The sequence below is a fragment of the Roseovarius sp. genome (assembly GCF_965228755.1).
Classification (GTDB): Bacteria; Pseudomonadota; Alphaproteobacteria; order Rhodobacterales; family Rhodobacteraceae; genus Roseovarius.
This window is the reverse complement of record NZ_CBDDIG010000002.1, coordinates 197706-216754: the sequence shown is the minus strand read 5'-3', so window position 1 is coordinate 216754 and position 19049 is coordinate 197706. Positions and strand designations below refer to the sequence as shown.

The window sequence follows — 19049 nt, the reverse complement described above, 5'->3', positions numbered from 1 at the left end:
GCTTTCCTTTGTCGGGTCGGGCTGTGGCTCAGGCCAGCGAGCTGTCGATTTCCTTGCAGGCGTCGACGAGGCCCTTCACGGCCTTCACGGAAGTGTCGAACATCTTCTGCTCTTCCGAGTTGAGCTTGATGTTCATGATCCGCTCGATCCCGCCGGCGCCGATGACGGTGGGCACGCCCACATACATCTGCTTCACGCCGAGGTCGCCGTCGCAATAGGCGGCGCAGGGCAGGACGCGCTTCTGGTCCTTGAGGTAGGCTTCGGCCATTTCGATGGCCGAGGTGGCGGGGGCGTAGAAGGCGGAGCCGGTTTTCAGGAGGCCCACGATCTCGGCGCCGCCGTCACGGGTGCGCTGGACGATGGAGTCGAGCTTGTCCTGCGTCGTCCAGCCCATGTCCACGAGGTCGGGCAGGGGGACGCCGGCGACGGTGGAGTAGCGGACGCAGGGCACCATGGTGTCGCCGTGACCGCCGAGGACGAAGGCGGTGACGTCTTTCATGGAGACGCCGAATTCGAGGCTGAGGAAGTGGCGGAAGCGGGCGCTGTCGAGGACGCCGGCCATGCCGCAGACCTTCTCGGCCGGAAGGCCGGAGAATTTCTGAAGGGCCCAGACCATCGCGTCGAGCGGGTTGGTGATGCAGATGACGAAGGCGTCGGGCGCGTTGGCCTTGATGCCTTCGCCGACGGCTTTCATGACCTTGAGGTTGATGCCGAGCAGGTCGTCGCGGCTCATCCCCGGTTTGCGGGGGACACCGGCGGTGACGATGCAGACATCGGCGCCGGCGATGTCGGCGTAGTCCTGCGTGCCCTTGAGCGCCGCGTCGAAGCCTTCGGACGGGCCGGATTCTGCGATGTCGAGCGCCTTGCCCTCGGGGGTGCCTTCGGCGATGTCGAAGAGGACGACATCGCCCAGTTCCTTGAGGGCTGCGAGATGGGCGAGCGTGCCGCCGATCTGTCCGGCGCCGATGAGGGCGATCTTGGGTCTGGCCATTGGAAAATTCTCCGGTGGTTTGAATTTTGCCATGGCCTAGTCCCAAAGCGGCAGCCACGCAAGGGCGCTGCGATGCGGCGCGGGTGTGTGCGGGGGCTGTTGCTTTTGGTCGGGGTGGGATATTCCGTTGGAAAACCGGTGATTTAGGGGCGTCGCGCATGGGCGGGTTCGGCTGGGAAGTTTACGCGTTGGGTGCGTTTGCCGCCTGTTTCGCGGGCATATCGAAGGGCGGGTTCGGGTCGGGCGCGGCCTTTGCCAGCGCCACGATTCTGGCACTGGTGATGCCGCCGGGGATGGCGCTGGGGATCATGCTGCCGCTGCTGATGCTGATCGACGTCTCGACGCTCAGGCCCTACTGGCGGCAATGGAGCTGGCCCGATGCACGGCTTCTGGTGCTGGGGGCGTTGCCGGGGGTGGCGCTGGGCGCGGCGCTTTACACGGTGGCGGAGCCGGACCTGTTCCGGCTGCTGATCGGGGCGGTGGCGCTGGTGTTCGTGGGGTGGCAGCTGTCGGGCCGGCTGGGGCTCTTGCGGATCGGCAAGCGGGAGCTGCCGCCATGGGGCGGGGCGCTGGCGGGCGTGGTGGCCGGGTTCACCAGCTTCATCAGCCACGCGGGCGGGCCGGCGGTGGCGGTGTACCTGCTGTCGAAGAAGGTGGGCAAGACGCCGTTCCAGGCGACGACGGTGCTGGTGTTCGGGCTGATCAACCTGGCGAAGGTGGTGCCCTATGCGTTCCTGGGGATCTTCACGCGGGAGACGCTGGTCTTCGATGTGGCGATAGCGCCTTTCGCGTTGCTGGGGGCCTATATCGGGGTGAAGGCGCACCGGCTGGTGCCGGAGGGCCTGTTCTTCGCGATCACCTATGTCCTGTTGACGGTGACCGGCAGCAAGCTGATCTGGGACGCGCTGACCTGACCGGTCAGGCGTCGGTGCCGGGGGCGGGCGGGGCTTCGGCCAGGGTCTCGAACGCCTGGCCGCTGGCGATCATGCAGGTGAGCCCCTCTGCGGTGGTGACGATGATCGTCCAGGTGCCGGTTTCGGCGGAGGCGAACACCTCGACCACGGCATTGTTGGCGCCGAGGCCGATCGACTGGCGGGATTCGCCGTAGCGGTCGGCCAGCCGGTCGAGCACGACATCGCGCGGGGCGCAGTTGGAGGCGGCCGCGGTTGTGCCGAGCGTGGCGGTGGCGAGGGCCATGACAAGCGACTTGATCATTTGCGTATCCTTTTCGGAACGGGCCCCGAAGGGCGTGTGCGGAAAGGCTGTGACGCACCTGCCAAGAGACGGTTAATGCAACGCGCGCCGCGGCGTTCGCTGCAATGCGGCGCGAAAGCGCTTGAACTTTTCGGGCGAAAAGTGGCAGGACTGCGCAAGAAAATTTCCGTCACCTGCCAGACGAGGACCAGCAGATGGACCTGACGACGCATCCCTATCGTTCCGTTCTTTATATCCCCGGCTCGAAGGAGCGGGCGTTGGAGAAGGCGATGAGCCTGCCGACCGATGCCATCATCTTCGATCTAGAGGATGCGGTGGCGCCGGATGCCAAGGCCGAGGCGCGGGAGATATTGGCGACGGCGTTGAAGGAGAACGATTACGGCAAGCGGGCCAAGGTGGTTCGGATCAACGCGCTGACGACGGAATGGGGCAACGAGGATGTGCGGGTGCTGAAGGATGCGGGGGCCGATATCTTCCTGCTGCCCAAGGTGAACACGCCCACGGATGTGGATGCGCTGGCCGACATGCTGGCGCCGGACATGCCGATCTGGGTGATGATGGAGACGCCGGTGAGCGTGTTCAACGCGCGCGAGATCGCGGCGCATCACCGGGTGACCGGGCTGGTGACGGGGACGAACGACCTGACCAAGGACCTGGGCTGTCGCACGCGGGCCGACCGGCTGCCGCTGATGACGGCGTTGCAGATGATCGTGATGGCCGCAAGGGCGGCGCGGGGCGTCGTGGCGATTGACGGGGTGTATAACCGGTTCCGCGATGGCGACGGGCTGAAGGCGGAATGCGAGCAGGGGCGCGACCTTGGGTTCGACGGCAAGACGCTGATCCACCCGGCGCAGATCGAGGTGACGAACACGGCCTTCGCGCCGACGCAATCGGAGATTGATCTGGCCGAGCGGCAGATCGCGGCCTATGAAGAGAGCATGAAATCGGGGCAGGGTGTGGCCGTTGTCGACGGGCAGATCGTCGAGAACCTGCACGTGGTGGCGGCGCAGCGCATCCTTGCGAAGCGCCAGGCGATTTCGGAACTGGCAGCGGAGTAGGGCGCATGATCTGGCTTATCCTCGGGGTTCTGCTTTGGACCCTTGCACATTTGTTCAAACGGATCGCGCCGGGGCCGCGGGCCTCGATGGGCGAGGGGGGCAAGGGCGCGGTGGCGCTGAGCCTGCTTGTCGCGATCGTGCTGATGGTGATCGGCTACCGGATGGCGGAAGGCGCGTTCTTCTGGGGCCGGACGCCGATGACGGCGGGGATCAACAACCTGCTGATGCTGGTGGCGGTCTACCTGTTCGCTGCATCCGGCATGAAGACGGCGGTGGCTCGGAAGATGCGGCATCCGATGCTGGCGGGCGTGAAGACCTGGGCGCTGGCGCATCTGCTGGTGAATGGCGACGTGCCGTCCTTCGTGCTGTTCGGCGGGCTGCTGGCCTGGGCGGTGATCGAGGTGATCGTGATCAACCGGTCGGAGCCCGAGTGGGTGCCGCCCGCGCCTGTGCCTGCGCGCAAGGAGATCATGGCCGTGGTGGGCACGGTGGTGGTGTTCGGGGTGATCGCCCTGATCCATGGCTGGCTGGGCTATCCTGTTTTCGGGTGAGAGAGATGAAACTGTACAGATTCCTGAGCGCCGACGACACGTCGGCCTTTTGCCACAAGGTGACCGAGGCGCTGAACAAGGGCTGGGCGCTGCACGGCTCGCCCACCTATGCCTATGACGCGGCGAACGGCGTGATGCGCTGCGGGCAGGCGGTCGTGAAAGAGGCCGAGGGCACGTATTCGCCGGACACCAAGCTGGGAGAGCAGTGAGCATGGCGAAGACCAACCCGGGGCGGTTTTTCGAGGACTACACGGTGGGCGAGACGATCCACCACGCGGTGCCGCGGACGGTATCGGGGGGCGAACGGGCTTTGTACCATGCGCTCTATCCCGCGAGGCACGCGCTTTATTCTTCGGATGAGTTCGCGAAAGGGTGCGGGCTGCCGGGGGCGCCGATCGACGATTGGGCGGCATTTCACGTGGTGTTCGGCAAGACGGTGCCGGATATCTCGCTGAACGCGCTGGCGAATTTGGGTTATGCCGAGGGGCGGTGGCTGAAGGCTGTCTGGCCCGGCGATACGCTGCGCTCGACCTCGGACGTGATCGGGGTGAAGCAGAATTCGAACGGCAAGTCGGGTGTCGTCTGGGTGCGGACGAAGGGGGTGAACCAGCGGGACGAGGTGGTGCTCGAATACGTGCGCTGGGCGATGGTGCGGAAGTTCGACCTGGATGCGCCGGCGCCGGAGACGGTGATCCCGGAGCTGAAGCCGGTGCTGGAGGCGTCGGACCTCGTGGTGCCGGAAGGGCTGGATTTCAGCGGATACGATTTCACGCTGGCGGGCGAGCCGCACCGGTGGGGCGATTACGAGGTGGGCGAGGTGATCGACCATGTCGACGGGGTGACCGTCGAGGAGGCCGAGCACATGATGGCCACGCGCCTGTGGCAGAACACCGCGAAGGTGCATTTCGATGCGAGCCTGCGGGAGGATGGCAAGCGGCTGATCTATGGCGGGCACGTCATTTCGATGGCGCGGTCGTTGAGCTTCAACGGGCTGGCCAATGCGCAGATCGTGGCCGGGCTGAACGGAGGCGCGCATGCGAACCCGTGTTTTGCCGGTGACACGATCAAGGCGTGGTCTGAGGTTCTGGACAAGGCCGAGACCGGCGCGCCGGGGGTGGGTGCGATCCGGCTGCGGCTGGTGGCCACGAAGGGCGGGGAGGCGTTCACGCTGAAGGGCGAGGACGGGAAGTATCTGCCGCACGTGATGCTGGACCTGGATTACTGGGCGCTCATGCCGATGTGACGGCGCCCTGGGGCGGCTGTCGGGATCTGGATATTTGGACCAAGAAGAAGCCCGGGGTGCGCCTCGGGCTTTTCCGTGCTGGGCAGGGGGCGCGGGATTGGTCATTCTGGGCGCATGGTCTTGCGTGGTCTCTTTCACCTGATGATGTTGGGCGCGGCGGTGCCGGCGGCGGCGTGCGAGATCGCGCTGGTGCTGGCGGTGGACGTGTCGGGCTCGGTCGACCGGCATGAATACGCCATCCAGATGCAGGGGCTGGCCGAGGGGCTGCGCGACGGATCGGTGAGCGAGGCGCTGGTGGCGGGCGAGGCGGCGGTGATGGTGATGCACTGGACCGGCTCGTCGCGGCAGGAGGTGGTGGTGCCGTGGACAAGGATTACCGGTTTCGACGTGCTGGAGCGATTCGCGAACGAGGTGGAGCGGGCGCCGCGGCAGTGGCGGAATTTCTCGACCGCGATCGGCGAGGCGCTTTTGTTCGCGCGGGACAGGCTGGCGGAGGGGCCGGCGTGCGAGCGGCGGGTGATCGACATATCAGGTGACGGGTCGTCGAACGAGGGGATCGACCCGGTGGCGGTGCGGGCGGCGTTGCAGGCCGAGGGGATCGTGGTGAACGCGCTGGTGATCGAGGGGGCGGAGCCGATGATGACCGAGTATTTCTGGGAGAACGTGATCCTGGGGCCGGGCGCGTTTGTGATCACAGCCAACAGCTATGCCGAATATCCTGCGCGGATGCGGCGGAAATTGCTGCGTGAGGTGGCGAAGCAGATATCGGCGCGGGAAGGAGGCGAGGGGGAGGGGCGTTTGTGATCACGCGTATCCGCTTGTGATCACATAAGGGCCAAATGCGACGAATTGCCTGAAAAATCCGGCATTTCGCTCTTTGCATACGTGACTCACCCGTTAAAACGTAGGAGAAGGAAGCCGACCGACCGGCCACGCGCCGGGCAGGCTTTTGTCTTGCGCCCGACGCAAACACGAAAGGGACCGATCCATGGCAGACGTGAACCGCGGCAACCGCCCGCTGTCACCCCACCTGACAATCTATCGCCCGCAGCTGACCTCCATCACCTCGATCCTGACGCGGATCACCGGCAATGCGCTGTTGCTGGCCGCAATCCTGACGGTCTGGTGGTTCCTGGCGGCGGCGACTTCGGCGGAGTATTTCGCCACGGTCGACGGGCTGGTGACCAGTTTCATCGGCGACGTGATCATGGTGCTGTCGCTGTGGGCGCTGTGGTATCACACGCTGGCGGGGATCCGGCACCTGATCTGGGACAGCGGCGCGATGCTGGACATCCCGAGCGCCGAGAGGCTGGGCTGGGCCGCGATCGGTGGATCGGTGATTCTGACCATCGTCACCGTCATCATCATCTGAGGAGGACGCGATGCGTTATCTGACCGACCGCAAGCGCGCCGTCGGCCTTGGTTCGGCCAAGACCGGGGTGCATCACTTCTGGGCGATGAAAGTGTCCTCGGTGGCGCTGCTCATCCTGATCCCGCTGTTCGTGTTCACCTTCGGGCCGATGCTGGGCGAGCCGCACGAGGCGGTGGTGGCCTATTTCGCGCGGCCCTTCCCGGCGATCGTCGCGGCGCTGACGCTGATCGTAGGCTTCCGGCATTTCAACGACGGTGTCCGCGTGCTGATCGAGGATTACGTACAGGGTGGAAAGCGGAAATACGCGATCATCCTGATGACCTGTGTGAGCTACGGGCTGATGGTGACGGGCCTGTTCGCCCTCGCCAGGATCGCCCTTTGAGACCGGAGAGCTGAGAGATGGCTGCATACGAATACGAGACGCATGATTATGACGTCGTTGTCGTGGGCGCCGGCGGTGCCGGGCTGAGGGCGACGCTGGGCATGGCCGAGCAGGGGCTGCGCACGGCCTGTGTGACGAAGGTGTTCCCGACGCGGTCGCACACCGTGGCCGCGCAAGGCGGGATTGCCGCGAGCCTTGGCAACATGGGCCCCGACAGCTGGCAATGGCACATGTACGACACGGTGAAGGGGTCGGACTGGCTGGGCGACACGGACGCGATGGAGTACCTCGCGCGGGAAGCGCCGAAGGCGGTTTACGAGCTGGAGCATTACGGCGTGCCGTTCTCGCGCACCGAGGAGGGCAAAATCTATCAGCGCCCCTTCGGCGGGCACACGACCGAGTTTGGCGAAGGCCCGCCGGTGCAGCGCACCTGTGCCGCCGCCGACCGGACGGGGCACGCGATCCTGCATACGCTGTACGGTCAGAGCCTGAAGCAGAAGGCGGAGTTCTATATCGAGTATTTCGCCATCGACCTGATCATGAGCGACGACGGCGCCTGTACCGGCGTGGTGTGCTGGAAGCTCGATGACGGGACGATGCATGTCTTCAACGCGAAGATGGTGGTGCTGGCGACCGGCGGTTATGGCCGGGCGTATTTCAGCGCGACGAGCGCGCATACCTGCACCGGCGATGGCGGCGGTATGGTGGCGCGGGCCGGTCTGCCGCTTCAGGACATGGAGTTCGTGCAGTTCCACCCGACGGGGATCTACGGCTCGGGCTGCCTGATCACGGAAGGTGCGCGGGGCGAGGGTGGCTACCTCACCAACAGCGAGGGCGAGCGGTTCATGGAGCGCTATGCGCCCAACTACAAGGACCTTGCGCCGCGCGACTATGTCAGCCGGTCGATGACCATGGAGATCCGGGAAGGCCGGGGCGTGGGCGAGAACGGCGATCATATTCACCTGAACCTCAGCCACCTGCCGGCCGAGGCGCTGAACCTGCGGCTTCCGGGGATCTCGGAATCGGCGCGAATCTTCGCCGGGGTGGACGTGACCAAGGAGCCGATCCCGGTGCTGCCGACCGTGCATTACAACATGGGCGGTATCCCGACGAATTACTGGGGCGAGGTTCTGAACCCGACGGAGAGCGACCCGCATGCCGTGGTGCCGGGCCTGATGGCCGTGGGCGAGGCGGGCTGTGCGTCTGTACATGGCGCGAACCGGCTGGGGTCGAACTCGCTGATCGACCTCGTGGTGTTCGGCCGGGCCGCGGCCATTCGCGCCGGCAAGGTCGTGGATGCCGGGAGCGCCGTGCCGGCGACGAACACCGCCCAGGTGGAGAAGGCGTTCGAGCGGTTCGACGGGCTGCGCCATGCCGATGGCGGCACGCCCACCGCCGAGCTGCGGCTGGAGATGCAGCGGACGATGCAGGAGGACGCGGCCGTCTTCCGGACGTCGAAGACGCTGGCCGAGGGTGTCAAGAAGATGGACGCCATCGCCGCCAAGCTGGGCGACATCAAGGTCACCGACCGAAGCCTTGTGTGGAACAGCGACCTGATGGAGACGCTGGAGCTGACCAACCTGATGCCCAACGCGCTGGCCACGATTGCCGGGGCCGAGGCGCGGCAGGAAAGCCGGGGCGCCCACGCGCACGAGGATTTCACCAAGCGCGACGACGAGAAATGGCGCGTGCACACCATCGCGCGGGTCGACGGCAAGGACGTCAAGCTGAGCTATCGGCCGATCATCGAGGATCCGCTGACCACCGAGAAGGAAGGCGGGATCGCGCTGAAGAAGATCGCGCCGAAGGAACGGACGTTCTGAGGCGGTGATGGCGTGCGGGACCGCCATAGCACGCGAGGCCGGACTGGCCGTGCACCGGAGACTGCCGTCATGAGCGCATGGCCGCAGCTTGGGATCACGCCCGGTCCGGTGCTGCGCGTCTTCGGGATGCGGCGGTCGGGGAACCATGCGGTGATCAACTGGCTGGCGCGGAACGCGCCGGGCGGGCGGTCGCTGTTCTTCAACAATTGCGGGGCGGGGCGGAAACCTTTCGAGACATATCGCGCCATCGAGCTCGACGGGGAGCGCGTGGCCGGGAGCGGCGGCGACCCGGTGAAGCTGGCCGAACGGGCCGGGGACGGGGCGGCGCTGATCCTGTCCTACGAGGATGCGATGCCGAACGAGCGGCGGAAGCGGCCGGTTACGGTGGGCGTGGACGATGCGGCGATCAGTCATGACGTGGTGATCTGCCGGGGGTTCCTGAACTGGGCCGCGTCGCTGTTGAAGAAGGTGCAGGGGAACGGGGCCTTTGCCGCGCATCAGCGCGTGGGCGTCGTTCTGAAGGCGGTGAACGGGTATTCCTGCATGCTGGAGCTGGTCAGGGACGAGGCGCGGCCGGGCCCGGTGGTGATCCGGTACGAGCCGTGGATGGCCGATGCCGGGTATCGCGCCGGGCTGCTGGAGCGGCTGGGCCTGGAGGCGCGGGACAACAGCCTTGGCGAGGTGCAGCGTTACGGTAACGGCTCGTCCTTCCAGGCGGATGCCGGCACTGCGGAGGAGCTGAACACGCTCGCCCGCTGGAAAGAGATGCGGGACGATCCGGAATACCGGATCGTCATGTGGCTTGCGGCGCAGGACGAGGTTCTGTGCGACAGGCTTTCGAAGGTCTACCCCGACGATGCAAGGCAGCTGATCCGGCTGCGGCAGAGCGGGCAGGCGGGCAAGACCCCGCAGACGGATACGGCGCAGGAGACTGCGCAGGTGCAAATCCCCAGGAGGAATTGACATGGTCGAACTGGCACTGCCGAAAAACTCGCGCATCAAGACGGGCAAGACATGGCCCAAGCCCGAGGGTGCCACGAACGTGCGCAAGTTCCAGATCTACCGCTGGAACCCCGATGACGGGCAGAACCCGCGCGTGGACACCTATTTCATCGACATGGACACCTGCGGGCCGATGGTTCTGGATGCGCTGATCAAGATCAAGAACGAGATCGACCCGACGCTGACCTTCCGGCGGTCGTGCCGCGAGGGGATCTGCGGGTCATGCGCGATGAATATCGACGGGATCAACACGCTGGCCTGCATCTACGGGATGGACGAGATCAAGGGCGACGTGAAGATCTATCCGCTGCCGCATATGCCGGTGGTGAAGGATTTGATTCCGGACCTCACTCATTTCTATGCCCAGCATGCCAGCATCATGCCGTGGCTGGAGACCAAGACGAACCGGCCGGCGAAGGAGTGGAAGCAGTCGATCGAGGACCGCGAGAAGCTGGATGGCCTGTATGAATGCGTGATGTGCGCGTCGTGTTCGGCCGCGTGCCCGAGCTATTGGTGGAACGGGGACAAGTACCTCGGGCCGGCGGCGCTGTTGCATGCGTATCGGTGGATCATCGACAGTCGCGACGAGGCGACGGGCGAGCGGCTGGATGATCTGGAAGATCCGTTCAAGCTGTATCGGTGCCACACGATCATGAACTGTGCCAAGACCTGTCCGAAGGGGCTGAACCCGGCCAAGGCGATTGCCGAGATCAAGAAGCTCATGCTGGAGCGCACGGTTTGAGCGAAGCGCCGGAGCGCCCTTCGCTCGACTTCAAGTCGAAGGAGGAGTTCCGGGCGGTGTGTCACCAGTTGGCGATGCGGATGCATTACCTCAACCGCGTGGCGATGGGGGAGCAGAAGTTCTCGTCGGAGGTGGCGGAGCTTCTGTCCCGGTTGGGGCGGGTGTTCGACGAGCATTACGATGACGAGGAAACCCGCCGTGCCTTTGGGGATGGCTGGGAACAGGGTGTCCTGAACGAGGAGCAACGGCGCGCCTATCTTTACGGGCTTCTCTACGACGAGGCGACCTGAGCGCGATTCGGTGGTAGGGTCCGCCCGGAAAAGGGAGGGCGTGGGCCATGTCTGTGACGTTGCTTCTGGGGACGACCAAGGGAGGTTTCCTGCTTCGGCCGGAGGGGGACGGCTGGGCCGTCAGCGGGCCGCATTGCGGGGGCTGGCCGATCAACCACATGGCGGGCGATCCGGAGAGCGGCACGATCTGGGCCGCGGGCGGCGGTGAGTTTCACGGCGCCGGGGTGTGGCGGTCGGAGGATGGCGGCGAGAGCTGGGTCTTGTCGCGGTTTGCCAATGGGACGATGAACGAGTTTCTGAAGGCCGAACCGGAGATGGCCAAGGCATTCGGCATGGAGCCGGAGCCGCCGGCGCCGTTTGACGGGGAGGTTGTGGCGCTGTGGTCGATCCGGCGGGCCGGGGGGCGGCTTTATGCCGGGGCGAAGCCGGCGGCGTTGTTCGAGAGCCGGGATGGCGGGGAGACTTGGGCGAAGGTCGAGGCGCTGACGGAGCATCCGTCGGCGCAGGAATGGGAGCCGGGGGCGGCCGGGCTGGTGTTGCACACGATCCTGCATGATCCGGAAGATGCCGGGAAGCTTTGGGTGGGGATATCCGCCGCAGGGGTGTTTGCGACCGAGGATGGCGGGGCGACGTGGGAGCGGCGCAACCGGCTGTCGAATGCGGAAGCGTGTGACCATGCCCATCCGGCGGCGGGGAGCGATGGCAATACCGGCATGTGCGTGCACAACATGGCGCGGGCGCCGGGAGACGTGCTGTACCAGCAGAACCATCACGGGGTGTTCCGCAGCGGCGATGGCGGGCGGAGCTGGGACGATATCACCCAAGGCCTGCCCTCGCATTTCGGGTTTCCGATCGGGCTGCATCCGCGGGAGGCGGGCACGATCTGGACCGTGCCGCTGAACGGCGACACGGAGGGGCGGTATCCGCCGGGGGCGGCGGCAGCTGTCTGGAAGTCGGTGGATGGCGGGGCGACATGGGCCGACAAGCGCGAGGGGCTGCCGCAGGAGGCGTGTTTCTTCACCGTGCTGCGGCAGGCGATGGCCGTGGATAGCGGCGATCCGGCGGGGGTGTATTTCGGGACGAACACCGGCTCTGTCTTTGCCAGCGCGGACGAGGGTGAAAGCTGGGCCGAGGTCGCGCGGCATCTGCCGACGGTGCTGTCGGTGGATGTGCTGGAACGGGGCTGACGCGTCGTTTCTGTGGACGCCGGGGCGCGCTTGTTCCTAACCTGAAGGGAAAGGGAGGCGCGCATGGCGGAGACGGATGTCATCATCATCGGGGGCGGGCTGGCCGGGCTGGTCGCGGCGTATGAGGCGGTGCGGCGGGGCCGGAAGGTGATGCTGCTGGACCAGGAAGGGCCGCAATCGCTGGGCGGGCAGGCGTTCTGGAGCCTGGGCGGGCTGTTCATGATCGACACGCCGGAGCAGCGGCGGATGGGGATACGTGACAGCCGGGCGCTGGCGGCGCAGGACTGGATGGGCAGCGCCGGGTTCGACCGGGACGAGGATGCGATGCCGCGGGCCTGGGCGGAGGCGTACCTGGATTTCGCGGCCGGGGAGATGCGGGGGTACCTGCACGAAATCGGCCTGCGGTGGTTCCCGGTGGTGGGCTGGGCCGAGCGGGGCGGCGGCAAGGCGGACGGGCACGGCAACTCGGTGCCGCGGTTTCATATCACGTGGGGGACGGGCGAGGGGATCGTGGCGCCCTTCGTGCGGGAGGTGGAGGCGGCGGCCGAGAGGGGTTTGCTGGAGTTTCGCTTTCGGCATCGGGTGACGGCGCTGGACGTGGAGGCGGGCCGGGTGACCGGGGTGAGCGGCGATGTGCTGGCCGAGGACAAGGCAAGGCGCGGGGCGTCGACCAGCCGCGAGATCGTGGGGGAGTTCGCGATCAGCGCCGAGAGCGTGATTGTCGCCAGCGGCGGGATTGGCGGGGATCATGCGAAGGTGCGGCGGCTGTGGCCGGAGGAACGGCTGGGGAAGGCGCCGGAGGTGATGGTCTCGGGCGTGCCGGATTACGTGGACGGCGCGATGCAGGAGGTGGCCAAGGGGGCCGGGGCCGCGGCGATCAACGAGGACCGGATGTGGCATTACACCGAGGGGGTGCGGAACTGGGATCCGATCTGGCCCAATCACGGGATTCGCATCCTGCCGGGGCCGTCGTCGATGTGGTTCGACGCGCTGGGCGAGCGGATGGAGGCGCCGTGCCTGCCGGGGTTCGATACGCTGGCGACGTTGAAGCGCATCCTGTCGACGGGGCACGGGCATAGCTGGTTCATCCTGACGCAGGGCATCATCGAGAAGGAGTTCGCCCTGTCGGGGAGCGAGCAGAACCCCGACCTGACCAGCGGGAAGTGGCGGGCGGTTCTGAAGGAGCGGCTGGGCAAGGGCGCGACGCGGGCGGTGGAAGCGTTCAAGGAGAAGGGCGCGGATTTCGTCGTGGCGGACGGGTTTGACGAGCTGGTGGAGGGGATGAACCGGATCACGCCGGAGGTGCCCTTGGAGGCCGCGAAGCTGCGGCGGCAGATCGAGGCACGGGATGCACAGTTGGAGAACCCCTTTGCCAAGGACGCGCAGATCATTGCGATCCGGCAGGCACGGGCATATCGGGGTGACCGACTGATCCGGACGGCGAAACCGCATGCGATACTGGACCCCGAGAAGGGGCCGCTGATTGCCGTGCGGCTGAATATCCTGACGCGGAAGTCGCTGGGGGGCCTGCACACGGGGCTGGATGGCCGGGTGTTGCGGGGGGATGGCTCGGTGTTCGAGGGGCTTTACGCGGCGGGCGAGGTCGCGGGCTTCGGCGGCGGCGGGTACCATGGGTACAACGCGCTGGAGGGCACGTTCCTTGGCGGGTGCATCTTCTCGGGGCGCGTGGCCGGGCGGGAGGCGTGAGGCGCGACGGGCCCGGGGGGGCGGGATCATGCGTCGGGGTGGTTGTCGAGCTCTGCCAGCAACGTTCCGAGGCGGTCGACCTCGCCGGGGCGGAGGCGGGTGTCGAAGAACCCGGCGATGGCGTCGCCATACACCTCCCATATCGCGGCGCGCAGGGCATGGCCGCGTTCGGTGATGGTGACAAGGCGGCTGCGTTGATCCTCGGGGTTGGGGCGGCGGGCGATAAGCCCGTCGGCTTCCAGCCGGTCGAGGAGGCGGGAGACGCCGTATTGCGGCAGGAGCAGGCGGGGTTCGAGTTGGCTGGCGGTGAGGCCGTCCTCTGCCTCGTCACGGTCGAGTTCCAGCAGGACATCGTAAACCTCGAGCGGCGGAAGGCCCGCGGATTTCAGGGCGGTCTCGGCGTGGCGGTGGGCGTGGGCCTGCACCCGGAACAGGCGGCGCCACGTGGCTTTCTGTGAATCGGTGGGGAGCGGCATGTGCGCCGGGTAACATGCAAGTGCATTTAAATGCAAGGCTTGGCAAGTTATATGCAAATGCATGTAAATGGAGAGCCCACATGACGTATCACCTGATCAGCCACCATCTTTGCCCTTATGTGCAGCGCGCAGTCATCGTTCTGTCGGAAAAGGGGATCGCGCATGAGCGTACCTATATTGACCTGGCGGACAAGCCGGGCTGGTTTCGGGAGATCTCTCCGCTGGGAAAGGTGCCGGTGCTGCAGGCGGGCGGTGTGGCGTTGTTCGAAAGCCAGGTGATCGCCGAGTATCTCGACGAGGTGACGGAGGGTGCGTTGCTGCCGGAGGATGCGCTGGAGCGGGCAAGGCAGCGGGCGTGGTGTGCCTATGCGTCGGAAACGCTGAACGCGATTGCGGCGTTCTATTCGGCCCCGGCGGAGCAATTCGAGGAGAAACGTGCCAGGCTGGCGGAGATGTTCGCCCGGGTGTCGCCGGAGGTGGACGGCCCGTTCTTTGCCGGGGCGCGGTTCGGCATGGTGGATGCCGCGTGGGGGCCGGTGTTCCGCTATCTCGACGTGTTCGACGCGCTGGGGGAGTTCCGCCTGCTGGACGGGTTGCCGGGCGTGGCGGCGTGGCGCGAAAGGCTGGCCGCGCGGGCGACGGTCGCGCAGGCGGTGCCCGAGGAGTACCCGGCGCTTTTGCGGGCGTTCCTGTGCCGGCGGCAGTCGGAGCTGGCGCGGCGGGCGCGGGCGGTGGAAATGGCGTGAGGCCCCCTCCACCCTCGGCGCGCCGGCTGATAGGGTGCCCGAGGCAAGCGCAGGGAGGTGTCAAAGTGATCATCGTTGCCGGGCTGATCATCGCCTTCGTTCTGGTGCTCGTCTTCTCGAACCGGGCGACGCGGAATTGCCGCTGGCGGGCCGTGCGGTCGGGCGACAAGGACGGCGAGGCGATGTATCGCTGTGCGGCCTGTGGCGCGGTGGTCTTTACATCGACGGGCAAAGAGCCTTTGCATTGCCGGGTGACCCAGCCGGACAAGAAGGAGTGACAGGATGCGGGAACCGAAGGATGCCGAGGCGCGCAGGGCGGTAAAGCCGGTGATCTGCTATCCGAACGACACGCTGCCGGTGCCGGATCTTGAGTTATATGCCCGGGCGCGGGACGGGGCGGAGAAGGTCGCCGAGGTCAGGGTCGAACCGCGGGAGGCCGCGACGTTCCGGGCGGCGGCCGGGCAGTTCTTCCGGATCAGCAGCATCGAGGGGCCGCAGGTGGGTGACCTGAACCTGTGGAACGCGCATGATTTGTCGGAGCGGTTCTATTCCGGCAAGTCGCGGGCGCTGCATGGCACGCACCTGACGGAAGGGGAGCGGATGTGGTCCTCGTTTCCGTATTTGCGGCCGATGGCGACGATCACGGGCGATACGCTGGGCTGGTACGGGATCGACGGGTTCGGCGGGTCGGTGCATGACGTGATCGGGACGCGGTGCGATCCGTATACGGGCAACCTGTTGGCGGGGTCGCAGTATCACTATTGCTGTCATTCCAACCTGACGCGGGCATTGGCGGATGAGCTGGGGATGAGTTTGGAAGAGGCGGAGCCGCATGTGCATGACGTGCTCAACGTCTTCATGTGCACCGGGTTCACGCGGGACACGGGCCAGTATTTCATGAAGGCGAGCCCGGTTCGGCCCGGCGATTACCTGGAGTTCTTCGCCGAGATCGACGTGTTGGGGGCTCTGTCGGCCTGTCCGGGCGGGGATTGCTCGGCCGAGCATTCGAGCGACACGGCGGCCTGTCATCCGTTGTTAGTGGAGGTGTTCGCGCCAAAGGCCGGGGCGCTTGACGGGTGGGAGAGCCCGGCGGTGAACGGGTATGACCGGAGCCATGGGCGTTGAGGCGTGGCGGATAAAGCCGGCGGTCACAGCGGATGAGGCCGCCGTGCGGGGCTGTGCCGAGGCGGCTTATGCGCAATACGTGGCCGCGATCGGGCGGAAGCCCGCGCCGATGGTGGCGAATTTCGCGGGGCAAATCGCCGATGGCGTCGTCCGTGTGGCCGAGGGCGCGGACGGCAGCGTGCTGGGGTTCATCGTGTTTTTCCCGCGCGGCGATCGCATGTTCCTGGAAACGTGGCCGTGGCAGAAACCGCCGCCGGGCAGGGGATCGGTCGGGCGTTGATCGGGTTCTGCGAAGCGGAGGCACGGCGGCTGGGGCTGGCGGGCGTGCAGCTATATACCAACGAGAAGATGGCCGCGAACCTTTCGATCTATCCGCATCTCGGCTATGCCGAGACGGAGCGGCGGACAGAGGACGGGTTCAACCGGGTCTATTTCGAGAAGCGGGTCGGGTAGAGGCTTTGCCACCACGACGAAAAACCCCGCCCGAAGGCGGGGTTTTCCAGGTAATCCGTTGCCGGAAAGGCTCAGCCCTGGCGGGCTTTGAACCGCCGCTGGGTCTTGTTGATCACGTAGACGCGGCCTTTGCGGCGCACGACGCGGCAATCGCGGTGCCGGTTCTTGAGCGAACGGAGCGAGTTCTTGACCTTCATCGGTCCTCTCCTCTTTGGTCGCGGCGCGGGCCAGCGCCTTGGTTTCGCGGGCGTCCCGCGGGGTGCGGAACAGTGAATTCATGGTGGGCGATACTAGGTTCGAACTAGTGACCCCTTCGATGTCAACGAAGTGCTCTACCACTGAGCTAATCGCCCATGAATACCGAAACGGACCAGCACCCCAATAAATTGGGGCGCGGAAATCCGCGCCGGTGAGGGAGGTCTATAAAAGGAGTCGGAAACGGGATCAAGGGCTTTTAGAAGTGCAATTTCGGTCTATGATACCGACGAGCAGGAGGTTCGATGCACAGGCTTGCGTTCCAGATCACCCACCCCGAACGCCGCACCACGTCGGTGGTGTTTGCATCACCGCATAGCGGGCGGGATTATCCGCGCAGTTTCCTGAAGCAATCGGCCCTGAACGAGCATGCGATCCGCAGTTCGGAAGATGCTTTCGTCGATGACCTGTTCGAAAGCGCGCCGGCGCATGGCGCGCCGTTGCTCTGCGCCTCCGTGCCGCGGGCCTATGTCGACCTGAACCGCAGCGAGGACGAGCTTGACCCGGCCCTGATCGAGGGGGTGCGCAAGGCAGGGCACAACCCGCGCGTGGCCTCGGGGCTGGGGGTTGTGCCGCGCGTGGTGGCGAACGGGCAGGTGATCTATACCGGCAAGATCAGCCGGGAGGAGGCGTACCGGCGGATCGAGACCTACTGGCGGCCCTATCACGCCGCGCTGCGCCTGCAGTTGACCGAGGCGCAGCGGCAGTTCGGACAGGCGATCCTGGTCGATTGCCACTCGATGCCGCACGAGGCGATGGATTCGGTGGCGCGTTCCGGCGTGCGCCGGCCCGACGTGGTGCTGGGCGACCGGTTCGGCGCGGCGGCGGGCGAGCAGATCGTCGACCGGATCGAGGAGGCGTTCTACAATGCCGGGCTGGTGGTGACGCGGAACACGCCCTTTGCCGGGGCCTATATCACCCAGCATTACGGCCGGCCCTCGAACGGCCATCACGCGGTGCAGATCGAGATCGACCGGTCGCTCTACATGGACGAGCAGTCGATTCGGCCGAATTCGCGGTTCCGCACGTTCAAGCGGTTGCTGGACGGCGTGATCGGCGAGATTGCCGCGATCGGGCGGCCGGTGGAACAGCCGCTGGCGGCGGAATAACTTCTAGCGCAATGCCCGGCCCTTGATGATGGCGTCGCTGCCGAAGCGGCGGCGGATCTCGTCGCTGGCGCGTTCGGCAAGGCCGCGGGCGCGGGCCTCGGGATCGAGAAGGTCGCCGGAAAGGTCGGCGCTGTCCTCGGCCACGAGATGCGAGATGCCGACGCCGATCAGCCGGTAGGGCGACTTGTGATCGACCTGGGCCATCAGGTGGGTGGCGGTGCGGTAGATCGTGTCGGCCATCTGGGTGGCGTCGCGCAGGGCGAGGCGGCGGGTGACGAGGGAAAAATCGGCGCGTTTGAGCTTGAGCGTGACGACGCGGCCGGCGAGGCGTTTGGCCTTGGCGCGGTCGGAGACGTTTTCGGAGAGCCGCCAGATATGGCCGTCGAGAATGTCGCGGCTGGCGGTGTCCTCGGAAAAGGTGGTCTCGTTGGAGATCGATTTCACCGGCGCATTGGCCGAGACGCGGCGGGCATCCTGACCTCGGGCGAGGTGCCAGAGGCGTTCGCCCATCGAGCCGAAGCGCGCAGTCAGGTCTTCGCGGTCCCAGCGCAGCAGGTCGGAGAAGGTGCGGATGCCGGCGCCTTCCAGCGCGGTACGGGTGGCGTGGCCCACGCCCCAGATCAGGCTGACCGGGCGGTCGCGCAGGAAATCGGCCGTCTCGGCCTTGCCGATGATGGAAAAGCCGCGCGGCTTGTCGAGGTCGGAAGCGACCTTGGCGAGGAACTTGTTGTGGCTGAGCCCGATCGAGCCGGTGAGGCCCAGCTCGTCCTGCATGCGCTTGACGAGGCGGGCGAGCATCACCGCGGGCGGGGCGCCGTGCAGGCGCTCGGTGCCGGTGAGGTCGAGGAAGGCCTCGTCGAGGGAGAGGGGTTCGACATCCGGCGTCAGCTCTTCCATCATCGCGCGGATCTCGCGCGAAACGCTGGCATAGACCTCCATCCGGGGTTTCAGGACGACGGCGTCGGGGCAGAGCTTCAACGCCTGGAACATCGGCATGGCCGAGCGGACGCCGCGGATGCGGGCGATGTAGCAGGCGGTGGAGACCACGCCGCGCCGGCCGCCGCCGATGATCAGGGGCTTGTCGCGCAGGTCGGGATTGTCGCGCTTCTCGACGCTGGCATAGAATGCGTCGCAATCCATATGGGCGATGGAGAGGGAATAAAGTTCGTCATGCGCCAGCACCCGCGGGCTGCGGCAGGCGGGGCAGCGCGGGCCGGTGTCGAACCGGGTCAGGCAGGTGCGGCAGAGAGACGGCATGTGTCAGGCGCTTGTGTCGGATCGGGACGAGCTTACATGTTTTCGGACCAGAGTTCACCGGGGCA

General features: G+C 66.3%; 25 protein-coding genes and 1 tRNA gene. 20 read left to right on the top strand and 6 right to left on the bottom strand.

Features of this window, described 5'->3' with window-relative positions:
- Window positions 1-28: 28 nt before the first annotated feature.
- On the bottom strand, window positions 29-991 hold the full coding sequence (gene mdh / locus ACO07J_RS01295; RefSeq protein ID WP_422025543.1) for a malate dehydrogenase: 963 nt from the start codon (window positions 989-991) through the stop codon (window positions 29-31).
- Between the two features lie 158 nt (window positions 992-1149).
- Here mdh and ACO07J_RS01290 point away from each other — a divergent pair, with 158 nt between their 5' ends.
- Window positions 1150-1905, top strand: a complete 756-nt coding sequence (locus ACO07J_RS01290; protein WP_422025541.1) for a sulfite exporter TauE/SafE family protein — start codon at window positions 1150-1152, stop codon at window positions 1903-1905.
- A gap of 4 nt (window positions 1906-1909) precedes the next feature.
- Here ACO07J_RS01290 and ACO07J_RS01285 read toward each other — a convergent pair whose 3' ends face one another.
- A complete protein-coding gene (locus ACO07J_RS01285) occupies window positions 1910-2206 on the bottom strand; it encodes a hypothetical protein (RefSeq protein ID WP_422025539.1) in 297 nt (98 codons plus the stop codon).
- A gap of 194 nt (window positions 2207-2400) precedes the next feature.
- Between ACO07J_RS01285 and ACO07J_RS01280 the strand changes: the two genes are divergently transcribed.
- From ACO07J_RS01280 to ACO07J_RS01220, 13 genes are all read left to right on the top strand, one after another.
- Complete coding sequence (locus ACO07J_RS01280) at window positions 2401-3264, top strand: HpcH/HpaI aldolase/citrate lyase family protein (RefSeq protein ID WP_422025537.1); 864 nt, start codon at window positions 2401-2403, stop codon at window positions 3262-3264.
- A gap of 5 nt (window positions 3265-3269) precedes the next feature.
- Complete coding sequence (locus ACO07J_RS01275; protein ID WP_422025535.1) at window positions 3270-3815, top strand: NnrU family protein; 546 nt, start codon at window positions 3270-3272, stop codon at window positions 3813-3815.
- A 5-nt stretch (window positions 3816-3820) separates the two neighbouring features.
- Window positions 3821-4024 carry a DUF1737 domain-containing protein gene (locus tag ACO07J_RS01270; RefSeq protein ID WP_422025533.1) on the top strand — a complete coding sequence of 68 codons (204 nt, stop codon included), beginning with the start codon at window positions 3821-3823 and terminating at the stop codon, window positions 4022-4024.
- 2 nt (window positions 4025-4026) lie between these two features.
- Complete coding sequence (locus ACO07J_RS01265; RefSeq protein ID WP_422025531.1) at window positions 4027-5058, top strand: MaoC family dehydratase; 1032 nt, start codon at window positions 4027-4029, stop codon at window positions 5056-5058.
- Between the two features lie 114 nt (window positions 5059-5172).
- Window positions 5173-5862: a DUF1194 domain-containing protein gene (locus tag ACO07J_RS01260; RefSeq protein WP_422025529.1), complete on the top strand. Its 690-nt coding sequence runs from the start codon at window positions 5173-5175 to the stop codon at window positions 5860-5862.
- 184 nt (window positions 5863-6046) lie between these two features.
- Window positions 6047-6430 (top strand): succinate dehydrogenase, cytochrome b556 subunit, encoded by a 384-nt coding sequence (sdhC, locus tag ACO07J_RS01255; protein WP_422025527.1) that lies wholly within the window; start codon window positions 6047-6049, stop codon window positions 6428-6430.
- Between the two features lie 10 nt (window positions 6431-6440).
- A complete protein-coding gene (gene sdhD / locus ACO07J_RS01250) occupies window positions 6441-6812 on the top strand; it encodes a succinate dehydrogenase, hydrophobic membrane anchor protein (RefSeq protein WP_422025525.1) in 372 nt (123 codons plus the stop codon).
- Between the two features lie 17 nt (window positions 6813-6829).
- Window positions 6830-8635: a succinate dehydrogenase flavoprotein subunit gene (gene sdhA / locus ACO07J_RS01245; protein WP_422025523.1), complete on the top strand. Its 1806-nt coding sequence runs from the start codon at window positions 6830-6832 to the stop codon at window positions 8633-8635.
- A gap of 69 nt (window positions 8636-8704) precedes the next feature.
- On the top strand, window positions 8705-9598 hold the full coding sequence (locus ACO07J_RS01240) for a hypothetical protein (protein WP_422025521.1): 894 nt from the start codon (window positions 8705-8707) through the stop codon (window positions 9596-9598).
- 1 nt (window position 9599) lies between these two features.
- Complete coding sequence (locus ACO07J_RS01235; protein WP_422025519.1) at window positions 9600-10379, top strand: succinate dehydrogenase iron-sulfur subunit; 780 nt, start codon at window positions 9600-9602, stop codon at window positions 10377-10379.
- Window positions 10376-10669 carry a hypothetical protein gene (locus ACO07J_RS01230; RefSeq protein WP_422025518.1) on the top strand — a complete coding sequence of 98 codons (294 nt, stop codon included), beginning with the start codon at window positions 10376-10378 and terminating at the stop codon, window positions 10667-10669. Before ACO07J_RS01235 ends, ACO07J_RS01230 begins: the two co-directional genes overlap by 4 nt.
- 47 nt (window positions 10670-10716) lie before the next feature.
- Entirely contained in the window at window positions 10717-11856 is a 1140-nt protein-coding gene (locus tag ACO07J_RS01225) for a WD40/YVTN/BNR-like repeat-containing protein (protein ID WP_422025516.1), read from the top strand.
- 63 nt (window positions 11857-11919) lie between these two features.
- On the top strand, window positions 11920-13563 hold the full coding sequence (locus ACO07J_RS01220; RefSeq protein ID WP_422025514.1) for an FAD-binding dehydrogenase: 1644 nt from the start codon (window positions 11920-11922) through the stop codon (window positions 13561-13563).
- A gap of 26 nt (window positions 13564-13589) precedes the next feature.
- Here ACO07J_RS01220 and ACO07J_RS01215 read toward each other — a convergent pair whose 3' ends face one another.
- Complete coding sequence (locus tag ACO07J_RS01215) at window positions 13590-14039, bottom strand: MarR family winged helix-turn-helix transcriptional regulator (protein ID WP_422025512.1); 450 nt, start codon at window positions 14037-14039, stop codon at window positions 13590-13592.
- 80 nt (window positions 14040-14119) lie between these two features.
- Between ACO07J_RS01215 and ACO07J_RS01210 the strand changes: the two genes are divergently transcribed.
- The 5 genes from ACO07J_RS01210 to ACO07J_RS01190 all read left to right on the top strand — a co-directional run bounded on the left by ACO07J_RS01210 (window position 14120) and on the right by ACO07J_RS01190 (window position 16363).
- The gene (locus ACO07J_RS01210; protein WP_422025510.1) at window positions 14120-14785 is read left to right on the top strand and encodes a glutathione S-transferase family protein; all 666 of its coding nucleotides are present in this window, start codon (window positions 14120-14122) and stop codon (window positions 14783-14785) included.
- Between the two features lie 65 nt (window positions 14786-14850).
- Window positions 14851-15063 carry a hypothetical protein gene (locus ACO07J_RS01205; RefSeq protein ID WP_422025508.1) on the top strand — a complete coding sequence of 71 codons (213 nt, stop codon included), beginning with the start codon at window positions 14851-14853 and terminating at the stop codon, window positions 15061-15063.
- 4 nt (window positions 15064-15067) lie between these two features.
- Window positions 15068-15910 (top strand): urea carboxylase-associated family protein, encoded by an 843-nt coding sequence (locus ACO07J_RS01200; RefSeq protein WP_422025506.1) that lies wholly within the window; start codon window positions 15068-15070, stop codon window positions 15908-15910.
- Window positions 15888-16190 carry a hypothetical protein gene (locus ACO07J_RS01195; RefSeq protein ID WP_422025504.1) on the top strand — a complete coding sequence of 101 codons (303 nt, stop codon included), beginning with the start codon at window positions 15888-15890 and terminating at the stop codon, window positions 16188-16190. The genes ACO07J_RS01200 and ACO07J_RS01195 overlap by 23 nt, the downstream gene beginning before the upstream one ends.
- Entirely contained in the window at window positions 16148-16363 is a 216-nt protein-coding gene (locus ACO07J_RS01190; RefSeq protein WP_422025502.1) for a GNAT family N-acetyltransferase, read from the top strand. Before ACO07J_RS01195 ends, ACO07J_RS01190 begins: the two co-directional genes overlap by 43 nt.
- Before the next feature lie 71 nt (window positions 16364-16434).
- Here the strand turns inward: ACO07J_RS01190 and ykgO are convergent, their stop codons facing one another.
- Both ykgO and ACO07J_RS01180 read right to left on the bottom strand, forming a co-directional pair.
- A complete protein-coding gene (ykgO, locus tag ACO07J_RS01185) occupies window positions 16435-16560 on the bottom strand; it encodes a type B 50S ribosomal protein L36 (protein WP_008562923.1) in 126 nt (41 codons plus the stop codon).
- An 81-nt stretch (window positions 16561-16641) separates the two neighbouring features.
- Window positions 16642-16716: transfer RNA gene (locus ACO07J_RS01180), tRNA-Val, on the bottom strand.
- Window positions 16717-16863: 147 nt separating this feature from the next.
- On the opposite strand from ACO07J_RS01180, the gene ACO07J_RS01175 reads away from it, so the two are divergent.
- Window positions 16864-17727, top strand: a complete 864-nt coding sequence (locus ACO07J_RS01175; protein WP_422025501.1) for an N-formylglutamate amidohydrolase — start codon at window positions 16864-16866, stop codon at window positions 17725-17727.
- 3 nt (window positions 17728-17730) lie between these two features.
- Here ACO07J_RS01175 and ACO07J_RS01170 read toward each other — a convergent pair whose 3' ends face one another.
- A complete protein-coding gene (locus ACO07J_RS01170; RefSeq protein WP_422025500.1) occupies window positions 17731-18984 on the bottom strand; it encodes a DNA polymerase IV in 1254 nt (417 codons plus the stop codon).
- Between the last annotated feature and the right edge of the window lie 65 nt (window positions 18985-19049).